Origin of the sequence: Paenibacillus athensensis (assembly GCF_004514475.2) — a bacterium.
In the GTDB taxonomy this organism is placed as follows: domain Bacteria; phylum Bacillota; class Bacilli; order Paenibacillales; family NBRC-103111; genus Paenibacillus_AL; species Paenibacillus_AL athensensis.
The window spans coordinates 40,103-52,364 of sequence record NZ_MYFO02000015.1 but is presented as its reverse complement, the minus strand read 5'-3'; the positions used below and the strand labels follow the sequence as shown (position 1 = coordinate 52,364).

Below are 12,262 nucleotides of genomic sequence, written 5' to 3'. Positions count from 1 at the left end.
GCGTTAAATCGTTAAATTGCAGGAAAAACGCCCGACCCGGGCATCCGTCCAATCAGCGGGTAGGCCAATGACATACGCTATACTAAACCAATTTACAAAAAAGGATAGTGACTCTACGTGAACACAAAAAAACCGATTATCGGCAATGGTCCCGAGGTTCACACGCGCGCTTTTGGCGGCGGCGGGTTCCCGGGGGAAGGGTTCGGCCAGTATCCGGGGCTGGGCGGCGCGCCGTTTGCGGATTTTCCGCAGGGCGGCGGACTGCCGGTCCCCTATGAAGGCGGCGGCGCGGCGGGCGGCGGCGGCGGGCTAGGCAGCCTGTTCGGCGGCGGCGGCGGCGCGGGCGGCGGGGGAGGCGGCGGTGCGGCCGGACTGCTGAACGGCCTTAACTTCAACCAGATCAAGGGCTTCGTTGACCGCATGGGCGGCATCGAGGGCATTATGGGCACAATGGGCAAGGTGCAAAAATTCGTCACGACCTTCCAGCAAATGGCCCCGATGTTCAAGGTCATGTTCAATTCGTTCGGGGGCAAAGTGAAGTCGACCGACGATGACGATTTCGCCGACCTGCCACGCCGGCGCAAGCGGCGCCGCGGCGGACGGCGGCGCAAGGCGCGCGGCAGCAGCCGCCGGCGGCGGCGGTAGGGCGGGAACGGCGGGCGGCGCGGGACGTTCACGCCTGCGGCAGCGGTAGAGCGGGAGCGTGGACCGGAGCGGGGCCGGGATACGCGCATGCGGTGGTAGGGCGGGGGCGGCGGTAGCACGCCGCGGCGGCGGGATTGCGGGCTGGCGCGGGACGTTCACGCCTGCGGCAGCGGTAGAGCGGGAGCGTGGACTGGGGCGGGGCCGGGATACGCGCCTGCGGTGGTAGGGCACGGGCGGCGGTAGCACGCCGCGGTGGCGGGATTGCGGGCTGGCCACAAGTCGCCTAGCGGCGCGGCAGGTAGACAGGGTCTAGCAACGCGGCGGTGAATCGTGGAGAGTAGCTCCCGAGGAGTAGCCGCCTCACGCCAACGCCGTTGCACCGCGCAAAGCGGGGGCCAGCGCGCCGGGAAACACGGGGCGACGTCAGCAAGCCCCCCGACGCCTGCCCGCCAAACGCCGCTCGCACCAATTGGCGGCCTGCGGTTGCAGGCGGCTGGCTCCCACGCGCGGCCAGCCGCTCCGCCGCCGATGCCCCGCGCAGCGCCGCCTCCGCGCCGGCCTCCGGCCTCGCCGCCGCGCGCGCCCCAACGTCCCCTTGCTGGCACGGGGACGCTTCACCCCAACGCCGCCCGCCCCAGGGCAGGCGGCGTCCAACGCACAGCGCCCACCCGCAGCCCCCGTGCACAGCACGGCAGGTACGCAGGTGGGCGCTGCTGCTAACGACGGCTCGTTGCCGCGAGGCCGTCGAGCAGCGTGAACGTCGGCTCCCAGCCGAGACGTTCACGGGCCAATGCGACATCGAGCCGGCTGTGCTCGATGTCGCCGGGCCGGCTATCGCGATACGCCGGCTCAATCGCGCGGCCGAACGCCCGGCCCAACGTCACGAGCAACTCGTTGACGCTGGTTCGGGCGTTCGTGCCGATGTTGAACACCCCGCGGCTGCCGGCATGCAGCGCCGCGAGATTCGCGCGAACCACGTCCTGGACGTATACAAAATCGCGCGTCTGCTGCCCGTCGCCATACACAACCGGCTGCTTGCCACTAAGCAGATTGTCGACGAAAATCGACACCACCCCACCCTCGCCGTGCGGGTCCTGACGCGGCCCGTAGACGTTCGCGTAGCGCAGCACCGTGTAATCAAGACCGTGAAGCTGCGCGTACACGTCCAGATAATGCTCGACGGTGTGCTTGGAAATCCCGTAAGCCGATTGCGGCTTCACGGGATGCTGCTCCGTGATGCCCAAAAACTCCGGCACGCCGTACACAGCCGCCGAGGACGCGTAAATCACCTTGCGCGTCCCGTACCGGCGGCACATCTCCAGCACCTGGATTGAGCCGATAATATTCACGTCGGCATCGGCAAGCGGCTGCTCTATCGATGTCCGCACATTCGCTTGCGCCGCATGGTGAATGACTACCTCCGGACAAGCCGCGGCAAAAGCAGCCGCCAAAGCGTCCCCATTTCGAATATCCACCTCGTATAGCTCGGCATCCGGATGGACATTGTTCCTTTTTCCCGTGCTAAAATTGTCCACAACCGCCACGCGATGCCCGGCCTCCGCCAAAGCGTCGACGATATGCGAGCCGATAAACCCGGCCCCGCCCGTCACCATGATGTTCATGTTGTTCCTCCGCCAAAGGGCCTGCACCCAAAATTACTGTAAAAATATGTAACTTTCACCTGTTCATCCGACCGATCGACCAATCGCCACGCGTCATTCCCTCACCACGCACGACGCCCGAAGCCGCAGTAGCGGCCGCATACCAGCGGTCAGACCGCGCCGAAAGCGGTCGAACACGCCTGCGCTCGGCTTTTTCCCGAACCGCAAGTCAACGCCCATTGTCCCTACTGTGTCGTCACCGCTGAGCCCTTGGGCACAATCTGCACCCAGGTCGTCCCCGGAATCAGCGGAACCTCCTTGCCGTCGGCGTAAACGCGGATAATGCCGTTTTTACGCTCCCAAGTTACGTCCTGCGATTTGCCCTGCTGGAACACCTTGCCTTTACCCGGGCCAAAAACATCAACGTCCCGCCGACCCTCCTTGTCGAGAATCCGGTGCTCCGCCTCCAGCACAAGCAAATTCGTCGTCGCAAGCTGCTTGCCCGTTTCCTTGTCGAGATGGGGCTTGCCGTCCATCGAGCGCTTGTACGTGCCGTCAGCGGCATCGTAAGCGTATGACACCACATATCCCATAATATACGGGATGCTGATTTGCGTGACTGCCGGCCCCGTCAGCTTGCTCTGCCCATCCTTCGCAAACGTGAGGATCGGACCGTTCCACTCCGGGCGGAATTTATGAGCCGCTGCACCCATCTTGATTTTATCCACAGAGGTATACAAATTGTGTGGCGGCTTGCGCTCCGTCGAGCGCCAGTAATACGCCCCGTCGCCATACACCTCGTCCAAATGCGCCAGCTTCCGCCCGGCGAGAATCGCCATCGCGTCCTGACTCCAGCCGGCATGCACGATTACCGCGTCCAGCGCATCGCCGATTTCTACAAAATACGGCCGGATGCTGCGCACCGGACCAATCGTCTCCGCCGCATGGCTTTGATACACCGCGACAAAACGCGTAATTTCGCCCTCGGCCAAAATCTCGTACACGATGTCCGCCTGATCGAGTCCGGTTTGCGGGCGCGCTTGCGGCGCATTTTCGACCATGACCATGTAAGGCCGGGTTTTCACATCCGTCTCGGTCGGCAGGCCCGTCAGCGGAAAACGGAACGGCAGATTGCTGTCCACCTGAGCCGAAGCCGGCTTCGCTGAAGGACTTGCAGTGGCTGTAACCTGCGCCGTCGGAGACGCTTTGCTTTCTTCGGAATTGCCCGCGTCGCCCCCACACCCGCTGAGCAGCAGGGCCGTGCAGCCAAGCAGCAGCCAGGCGCTCCGTTTTTTACCGTGTACAGCTGTGAATCGTTTCATCAAAAAACTCCACCCCTTCTATAGTTCCTCTCGTAAAGCTATATGCTAGGGTCGCACCAAATAGAAGACTTTCAAGCCCGTCAATGGGCAAAATAACGCTTTCACTACGTATTCGGGACATCAAGGCTCAAAACCTTTTTTTGCAGCTGTCCGATCCGCTATAATAATAGAAAAAGGAGGCCCGTCCGATGAACGATCCAACCGCTTCGCCTATCGTCTTGTTTGACGGCGTGTGCAACGTGTGCAGCAGCGCCGTGCAGTTCATCATTCGCCGCGACCCGGCGGGACGCTTCCGCTTCGCCTCGCTGCAATCGGAAGCCGGACGGGAGCTGCTGCTGCGTCACGGGCTGCCGGCTGATCGTATCGATACGATTGTGCTGATCGAAAACGGCCGCAGCTATACGCGATCGACAGCGATCCTGCGCGTCGTGCGTGGGCTGAAAGGCGCTTGGCCGCTGCTGTATGGCGGCATCATTATCCCCCGTCCGTTGCGGGACGGGCTGTACCGCTGGTTCGCCGCCAATCGCTACCGCTGGTTCGGCCAGCGCGAGTCGTGTATGCTGCCTACGCCGGACATTCGGAGAAGGTTTTTGGAGTAAACAGCTTGTGACCCTTTGCGAGCTCATCTTAAAAGTCCGGTGAAAAACCAGTTTCCTCCGGTCGATAGCGGTTTCCACTCGCTGTTGTAGCCGGATTTTTCGATGGAATAACCCCGTTTGCGGTGAAAATGCGTCAACAAAGGGGACCGCTGATGCTGTTCCAACTCCCTGTCGAGTCTCCGGCCACTTTTTCACCGGACTATTAGCTTTGCAAAGTCTTGTCAGTGTGGTTGGTCTTAGTTGGTCTTGCTTGCTCTTGCTTGCTCTTGCTTGCTCTTGCTTGCTCTTGCTTGCTCTTGCTTGCTCTTGCTTGCTCTTGCTTGCTTTTGCTCGAACCTGATCGGCTCGATCATCTCCAACTCATCCTTACTCCACTGTACCCTAGCCGCTGCCCACTCGCTGCCCGTCTCTGCTCTTCCCCAACCTTACTCTTGCTCTATCGCTATTGTCCGCTAGTGCCCGTACACCCCAAGCATCGCTTGGGCTTCTTCGGCGATTCGCTCAGCCAACGTCGCGGGCTCCAGCACGCGAGCCAGCCGGCCCCAGCCAAGCAGCCAACGCAGCGCGTCGCTTTCCTGCCGGACATGGAGCGTAACGAGCAGTCCATCTGCCGTGTCCTCACACGAGCTGGGAAAAAATCCTCGCGCCTCCTTCACCCTTGCCGCCGCTTCCGCCGGAAACAGCACCTTGACCTCCAGCGTCCGGTTGTCCTCCGGTGCATATTCCTGCATGCTAAAATCGGCCGGACGGCGAAAGGTTTGTCCGGAGAAACGCACCCCGCTCATCCGATCAACGCGAAAATGCCGCATCGCACCGCGCAGCCGACAGAACGCTACCAGCAGCCAGCGGCCGCCGGCAAACGCCAGCCCGTACGGATCGACCTCGCGGTCCATCTCGCCGTCGCCGCTACGTTTGTCATAACCAAAGCTGACGGAACGCTCAGCGGCAATCGCCTCGCGCAGCAGCACAAGCGTTTCACCGTGACCGACGTCCAGTTGTACAATGTCCTTCGGCAGCTGAAGTACGCGCAGCTGCGAACGCAGCTGCTCCACCTCACGGCGTACTGGCGCAGGCAACACCGCTTCCAGCTTGCTGCGCGACGACTCGGCGCAGCGCTGGTAGTGGCGGTCCAGATAGGCCGTCACACTATCGCTGCCGAGCAGCAGCGTCAGCGCCTCTTCGCCGCTGAACGTCAGCGGCGGCAGGAAATAGCCGTCCATCAGCGAATAACCTTGGCCGGGAGAGCCGACGACGGGCACTCCTGTTTCGCTCAGCGCTTGCATATCGCGGTAAATCGTGCGCACGCTCGTCTCAAACAGAGCAGCCAGATCCTCAGCGCGCATGCGTTTGCGGCTTTGCAGCTCCAGCACAATGGCCAGCAGCCGGTCCGTCCGGTTCATTGCCCTTCCTCCTCTCGTTATTCGCATTGTATCGCCTCGTCAGCTGCGTTGTCTCACCTGAAAAGTCCAACGGTCAATCTCCATCGTCTTCTTCCGTATCAAGCTCACGAGCACCACCGTTTTCTTCATCGCCCGCTTCGCTGCCAAACGCCATCTCCAACTCTGAAGTCAGCCGCTCCCCGGCTCCAAACCCCCAACAACCCGGACCAAGCGGGTCAAAGCAGTCGCTTCTGTACAGCCTCAGCGCCCTCGGCTCGGCATCCGCTGTTCCCATTGCCAGCAACAGCGCCGCCCAGCGACCGGACGCCGGCAATACCTCGCCGCTACCTGGCGCGCGTCGCTCACAAGCAAACAACGCAGTTAGATTCCACGTCTCCAACTGCTCCGCCAACCACTCATCAAAACGTGGCTCATGCAGTAAACGAGACACCAACGCCGCAGACATGCCTTCATCCCTATGTCCACCGTAATGGCTCTCGCGTTCGCCCCAGTCCGCGCTCCCGGTCTGGCTCGCATCCGCGCTCCCATGCTCCGACTCCGCGCCTTCCCGGCCTTCCTTCCACTCTCCACCGTAATAGCTCTCGCGTTCGCCGCCGCTTGCGCTCCCCATCCGGCTCGCACCCGAGCCGCCGTTCGCGCCGCCAGCCCGACTCGCCTCATCGCTCTCACCAGCCGGCAGCTCCCGACCGAACGCGCCGCTTCCGCAGCCGACGACGAGCACGCCCTGACGGCGCAGCTCGGCCAGCGCTTGCCCGATGCGGTAATGCTCCTCGGGAGCCCGCTTGGGGTTCACCGACAACGCGACCACGGGCAGCTCGGCGGCGGGAAACAGCAGCGTCAGCAGCTCAATAATGCTGTCGTCCAATACGCGAGCCTCGTCCAGCTCGCAAGCGATGCCCTCCTGCTCCAGCAGCCGGGCAATTTCCAGCGGTAGCGCCGCATCGATCAGCGCTAGACCCCCCTGCGCGCTTCCTTGCACGCTTCCCTGCGCACTGCCCAGCCCAAGCGTTTCGCCGCCGCTACTCTCCATACCGCTTCCCAGCGCGGGACGCAGCGCAGGCCCGACCTGCTGCAACGCACTCTCCCACGACGAGCTGATCGCCACAACCGCCTGGGGACGCGGCAGCAGCCCGCCGAGACGGCGCATAAACCGCGCATACGCGATGGCCTCGCCCACATCCTCAGGCGCGCCCCCGGCAACAAACAATGACGGCAAAGGTGTCGTCAATCCTATCCCTCCCGATCCTTGGCACATGTATTCCTATCATACCCCAGATGCATGAATCCCGCATCATCCGCCCAAACTAGGATATGCTCGCCCTGTAAAGGAGGAACCTGCCATGCACACCCTTTGGCGTTTTCTGGCCGAATACTGGCTTTCGATTTGCGTGCTCGCCGGTGCGGCGTTCGCCATCCACTACGTCTACAAAAATAAGGACAAGCTGCTGCTCGGGCCCGATGACCGCAAGTAGCGCTGTCCTTGTTTTTGTCCGCTATGCCTCAAACAGCTTGCGCTCCTTCTCCGAGGGACGGTATTCCACCGGCTTGTCGTCGAACATCGGCAGCCGCAAGCGAATCGTCGTCCCCTCCCCGCTCCAGCTGTGGATCGTCACGCCGTATTCCTTGCCCGACAACAGCTTGATCCGCTCGTCGACGTTACGGATACCGTAGCCGATATTCGCTCCGCTGGTGTTCCAGATCTGCTGGATCGTTTCTTCCTTTATGCCCAGCCCGTTATCGATAATTTCAAAAATAAACATATCGCCCTCGCGACGCCCGGTAATTTTGATCGAGATCGTATCGTCGTACCACGCATGCTCCAGTACATTTTCCACAAACGGCTGAAAAATAAACTTGACCGTCCGGTATTGCATAATGTCCGGATCAATGTCGTATTCGTCCTTGATCCGGTCGGCATAGCGGATTTTTTGAATCGCCATGTAGGCCTGAATTTGCTGGACCTCCCGATCAATGGTCGTGAAGGTCTCGCCCTTGCTTAGCGTCAGCCGGTAAAACCGCGCGAGATTGCGAATCATCTCATGCAGCTTCTCGACATCCCCGAACTGCGCCATCCGGCTGATCGACGAAAACGTATTGTACAAAAAATGCGGGTTCACCTGCGACTGCAGCATATTCAGCTCGATTTCTTTTTTCTGCAAATTGCTCAGATACACCTCTTCGATCAGCTTGTCGATGGTCGAAGCCATATCGTTAAACGCGTTGGCCACCAGCGTAAACTCATCGTTGCCCTTGTAATGAATCCGCTTGTTGAACTGGCCCTCCTGGAATGCGTTCAGCGAGGAGCCGAGCTTGTCGATCCGCTTGGCCAAAAATTTCGAGATTACATAGCTGATCGCGCTTAGAATGAGCGCAAGCAGCAAGCAGACGCCAATGGTAACATTGCGCACCCGGTCGGCGTTCTCGCGCAGCGTCGAGGTCGGGAATAAGCCGGTGAGCGTCGCGTTCAAATTGCGCAGCGGCATATCGATGCGCAGCGCATCGCTGCGGTCCAGACTGAGGGTGGCTTGCCCCGTCCCCTCGGTCGAGGAGCTGATCAGCAGCGGCTGCTGGTTGTCGCCCAGCACCATCAGCTCGGCGGCAGCGCCCAGCTTGTCGGAGGCCGCCGCCGACAGCACGTCGGACAGGCGGACCGTAAACCGCAGCAGCCCGACTTCCTTGAGGCTCTCCAGATCGACCATCGGCCGCAGCAGCGAAATATTGCCGCTCGCCTTGTCGCCGCCCACCTGCTTCCAGACCATGCTGTTATAGGTCAAATGCAGACTGCGATACCAATCCTCCGACATAATCCGATCAGCATACAGCAGCGCATATTGGCGCCCCTTGATTTCCGAATCGGTCACATCGGTAAAATACAGCTCGCTCAGCCAATGATTGTACAAGTACAGCTTAACGCTTACTTCCGTGTTCGGCATGTTCATCGCGCTTTCGATTTTCGGCACGACGTATTGCGTGGTCACGTAGAACCGCTCCCAGTCGACGATGCTGTTCGACAAGTATTTGGCCAGCAGCTGGTCGGAATACAGCTGTTCCGAGCCGCGCACGATGTCCTGCATGCGGAAATCGATGTTATTGCTGATTTGCTGCATCGCAATTTGCAGGTTGTTGCGTGTTTGCGCTTCCAAAGCATGAATCGACGAATAGTAATAATACGTGCCCATCGTGATCAGCGGGGCCATCACCAGCAGCAAATACGAAATCAGCAGCTTGAAGCTGAACGGGATAAAACGTTTGGGCTTGGTCATCGTGGATCAACTCTGCTTTCTGTAGTCGCCCGGCGGGATGCCAAAGTACTCTTTGAACTGCCGGCTGAAATACGCCATATTTTTAAAGCCGACCTGATAGGAAATTTCATAAATCTTCAGCTTGGAATTCACCAGCAGCTGCCGGGCCAGCTCCATCCGCTTGCGCGTCACGTGCTCCCCGAAATTCTCGCCCATCTGCTCCTTGAACAGCACGCCCAAATGATTCGGCGAATAGGAAAAATAGTTTGCGACCTCGCGCAGCGTAATTTCCTCCGCCAGCCGCTCATCGATATATTGCTCAATTTCCTGGAACAGCTTGCGGTTTTTATTTTGCTTTTTCAAATACAGCATTTCCGAAATTTCAAACAGCACGCGGCGCAGCCAGCGCTGGATGTCGTCGACCGTGTCGAACGAGTGGACGATGTCCCACTGCTTCAGGTCCCAGCCGAGCAGGCTTTGAAAGGTTTCGTTCAATTGGCGCAGGTAGGAGTCAAGCTTGGTCATCACATGGATCGAAAAATTGTACACCGTAATCCGGTGCTCAAACCGCCGCACGAGCTGGAACAGCTCCTCCAGACTATCGACGATTTTGACCAGACTGTAGGAAGCCATTGCCGCAAACATGTCGTTTAAAATATCGTCGATATCCTTGCTCGCGCCGGGCTGCGGCTGCTTTTCGCTTTTGGCCGTAATCAGCCGGTTTTTACCGAGGAACATTTTGCCGCCGATCAGCGTCTTGGCTTGCAGGTACGATCCGCTTAGACCTTCGGGCCCGGCCGCCGCTTCTCCGGCCGCAATCGTCACCGAATGCCCCGTCGCCTCCGTCACATGGCGCAGCAGCTGCTGCAGCTCCGCTTCGTTATCCCGCTCGGGCGGCTCGCACAACGCGGCGCCGATCTGGTAATGCGATATGCGGCACGTCCAGCCAAGCCTGCGCTCCTCGATATAGGCCGTAATCTCGCTGAGCAATTGCTCGGTAACGCCCTGCAGCTGCTCGCCCGACGACGCGCCGCTTTTGGCCACGTCGTCGACCTCGATGAACGCGGCCCGCGCGCGGCCCTGCAGCTCAGGGGCATAATCCCGCAGCAGCTTGTCGAGCGTCTCGCCGGCCAGTCCCCCTTCAAGCAATTGCAGCACGAAATTGCTGCGGATGAACTCGCGCGCGCCGGGCTGCAGCCGTTCGGGCGGAGCCGACTTTTTGCGTTTTTCGTCGAGCTCGGCGACCGTTCTTTTTAGCGTATCCACAATTTCTTTATCGTCCACGGGCTTGAGGATATAGCCGTCGGCTTTTAATGCAAGCGCTTGCTTGGCATATTGAAAATCCTCGTAGCCGCTTATAAATACGATGCTCAGCTCCGGATGAAACTCCAACGCCTTCTTCGCCAGCTCAATGCCGGACAGCATCGGCATCTTGATGTCGCTGATCAGCAGGTCGACTTCATGCTCCTCCAGATAACGCAGCACCTGCAGCGGCCGATAATCGGCGTGCACCACCTCGATACCGAGCTCCCGCCACGGTACAAAGCGGACCAGACCCTCCAGGTCGTAATTCTCATCATCCACCAGAACGGCTTTGTACAAGGGGATCGTCTCCTTTCCGAGCGCATGCAAAAAGGTATACTTGTAATCCAAGTATACCCTCTTGCCGAGCCAGCGTGAAGACCGTCCTATTTTCCCATCTTGGCGACGTTATCCTGCCAGACCTTCGTTTTCCAAGCCAGCACCTTGTCGTAGCCGATTTTCACGGCGTCCTGCTGGGTTTGCTCGACGACCTTTTTCACTTCCTCGTCGCTTTTGGCGAAAATCATTTTGGCAATCGCTTGCTTGTATTGATCCTTCAGACGCTGCATGATGATGCCTTCCTCGGAATTCGGAGCCGGGTCGAGATTGGCGAAGGCCGTCGTGTTCATCGACGTTTTGAACGAAATGTTCGCTTGCGCCATCGCGCCCCAATCCTGCGCTTCCGCCGGCAGCAGCTGCTCGCGCTTCGCCTTCGTGCCGTCCACGTAGGAGGTATTGCCGTTCCAGTCGTATTCCCCGATGTGCAGCTCGTCGTAAGCCTTGGGATCGCGGTGAATGTACGCGTCGTTCGGAATCGGCACGCCGTCTTCGATCTTGTCATAGAACATGCCCGGAGGCCCGAAGAACAGCACCTGCTGGCCTTCCGGACTTGACGCCCAGTTCATGTAGGCGAAAATCGCTTCGGGGTCCTTGGCGTTTTTCGTAATGACGTTGACGTTCCAGCCCAGCGAGCTGTAGCCGGACGGGTACACTTTATTTTTGTCCACGCCTTCCTTGTGAATCGGCCAGATGACGAGATAACCGTCTTCCGGATCTTTGGCTTGCAGCGCGTTGTTCGCTTCGCGTCCGAGTCCTTCGACTACAGCGTCGTAAGCGGCGAATACGGCAGTACGGCCTGCCATCAGCTTTTCCTTGATCATTTCGCGCGATTGCGTGAAGAGGTCCTTCGTCGTCAAATTCTCGCGGTACAGGCGGCTGGCGAACGTCACCGTATCGAGAAACGCCTGATCCTGATAAATCGATTTCAGCTGATTGCCGTCAGGCACGCCGAAAATCAAGCCCGCTCCCGGCGAAATAAAACCCGGCGTCCGGTCGTTGGCCGCGCCGCTGTAAAGCATGCCGACCATCTGCACATCCGCGCCGTCACGCACCTCGCCCGCATCAAACGGCACGGCGTTCGGATACTTTTCCTTGACCATCTTCAAGTAGGCGTAGAGATCGTCCCACGTTTCCAGCTTTGGCGAGCCCAGCGCTTTGTAGATTTTTTTCTCGACGATGTACGCGGCGTTGCCGTTGCCCTTGTCGCCGCTAATGAACCAGTTCGGCAGCTGATACAGCTTGCCGTCCGGGCTGCGCAGCAGGTTGAGCGTCTGTTCGCCGATGTTTTTCTTGAACTCGGGGTATTTGTCCAGATACGGGTCCAGCGCTACCAGCTTACCCGCCTGCTGCAGCCGTTCGACGTCCTTGCCGCGGTCGAGCACGATGACGTCCGGCAGCTCGTTGGACACGATCATTGAATTGAGCTTTTGCGCCGCTGCGCCATTTGGCTCGATCGGATCGACCTTGACCTTGAGGTTTTCGGTAATCCACTTCGTATGCGGCAAATCGTCCCATTTGTGGAACGTCACCCAATCGTAATTGACGTACATGCTGAACTCGATCGGCTTCACCTTGCTCTGGGCATCGGCGTTCGGATTCGCGCTTGGCGCGGTCGTTTCCGCAGCCGTCGTTGCTGCCGGCGAAGCCGACGGGGCAGGCGACGCTGTGTCGCTGCTGCAGGCAGACAAGGTCAGCCCGGCGCTAAGCAGGGTGGCCAACACCAATGAATGCGATTTCAAAAACTTCATGCGAAAAATCTCCTCCTGACAACGGTTGCTCGGGCCTCTGCTGCGCTTCTTGTCGCTGAACCGG

General features: G+C 59.5%; 10 protein-coding genes. 3 read left to right on the top strand and 7 right to left on the bottom strand.

The window, feature by feature from the left end:
- Positions 1-117: 117 nt before the first annotated feature.
- A complete protein-coding gene (locus B5M42_RS21190) occupies positions 118-645 on the top strand; it encodes an aminotransferase (protein WP_167689975.1) in 528 nt (175 codons plus the stop codon).
- A gap of 716 nt (positions 646-1,361) precedes the next feature.
- Here the strand turns inward: B5M42_RS21190 and B5M42_RS21185 are convergent.
- The gene (locus B5M42_RS21185; protein WP_230633101.1) at positions 1,362-2,267 is read right to left on the bottom strand and encodes an NAD-dependent epimerase/dehydratase family protein; all 906 of its coding nucleotides are present in this window, start codon (positions 2,265-2,267) and stop codon (positions 1,362-1,364) included.
- A gap of 224 nt (positions 2,268-2,491) precedes the next feature.
- Positions 2,492-3,568, bottom strand: coding sequence for a DUF3048 domain-containing protein (locus B5M42_RS21180; RefSeq protein WP_134756523.1), 1,077 nt, complete (start codon positions 3,566-3,568; stop codon positions 2,492-2,494).
- Positions 3,569-3,756: 188 nt separating this feature from the next.
- Here B5M42_RS21180 and B5M42_RS21175 point away from each other — a divergent pair, with 188 nt between their 5' ends.
- Positions 3,757-4,167, top strand: coding sequence for a thiol-disulfide oxidoreductase DCC family protein (locus tag B5M42_RS21175; RefSeq protein WP_134756525.1), 411 nt, complete (start codon positions 3,757-3,759; stop codon positions 4,165-4,167).
- 452 nt (positions 4,168-4,619) lie between these two features.
- On the opposite strand, the gene B5M42_RS21170 is transcribed toward B5M42_RS21175, so the two are convergent.
- Positions 4,620-5,567 carry a helix-turn-helix transcriptional regulator gene (locus tag B5M42_RS21170; RefSeq protein WP_134756527.1) on the bottom strand — a complete coding sequence of 316 codons (948 nt, stop codon included), beginning with the start codon at positions 5,565-5,567 and terminating at the stop codon, positions 4,620-4,622.
- A 73-nt stretch (positions 5,568-5,640) separates the two neighbouring features.
- Positions 5,641-6,795: a dioxygenase family protein gene (locus B5M42_RS21165; protein ID WP_167690239.1), complete on the bottom strand. Its 1,155-nt coding sequence runs from the start codon at positions 6,793-6,795 to the stop codon at positions 5,641-5,643.
- Between the two features lie 112 nt (positions 6,796-6,907).
- Between B5M42_RS21165 and B5M42_RS25405 the strand changes: the two genes are divergently transcribed.
- Positions 6,908-7,039, top strand: a complete 132-nt coding sequence (locus B5M42_RS25405) for a hypothetical protein (RefSeq protein WP_268999306.1) — start codon at positions 6,908-6,910, stop codon at positions 7,037-7,039.
- A 21-nt stretch (positions 7,040-7,060) separates the two neighbouring features.
- Here B5M42_RS25405 and B5M42_RS21160 read toward each other — a convergent pair whose 3' ends face one another.
- The 3 genes from B5M42_RS21160 to B5M42_RS21150 all read right to left on the bottom strand — a co-directional run bounded on the left by B5M42_RS21160 (position 7,061) and on the right by B5M42_RS21150 (position 12,198).
- Positions 7,061-8,830, bottom strand: a complete 1,770-nt coding sequence (locus B5M42_RS21160; RefSeq protein ID WP_134756531.1) for a sensor histidine kinase — start codon at positions 8,828-8,830, stop codon at positions 7,061-7,063.
- Positions 8,831-8,836: 6 nt separating this feature from the next.
- Positions 8,837-10,411: a helix-turn-helix domain-containing protein gene (locus B5M42_RS21155; RefSeq protein WP_134756533.1), complete on the bottom strand. Its 1,575-nt coding sequence runs from the start codon at positions 10,409-10,411 to the stop codon at positions 8,837-8,839.
- Between the two features lie 86 nt (positions 10,412-10,497).
- On the bottom strand, positions 10,498-12,198 hold the full coding sequence (locus tag B5M42_RS21150) for an extracellular solute-binding protein (RefSeq protein ID WP_134756535.1): 1,701 nt from the start codon (positions 12,196-12,198) through the stop codon (positions 10,498-10,500).
- Between the last annotated feature and the right edge of the window lie 64 nt (positions 12,199-12,262).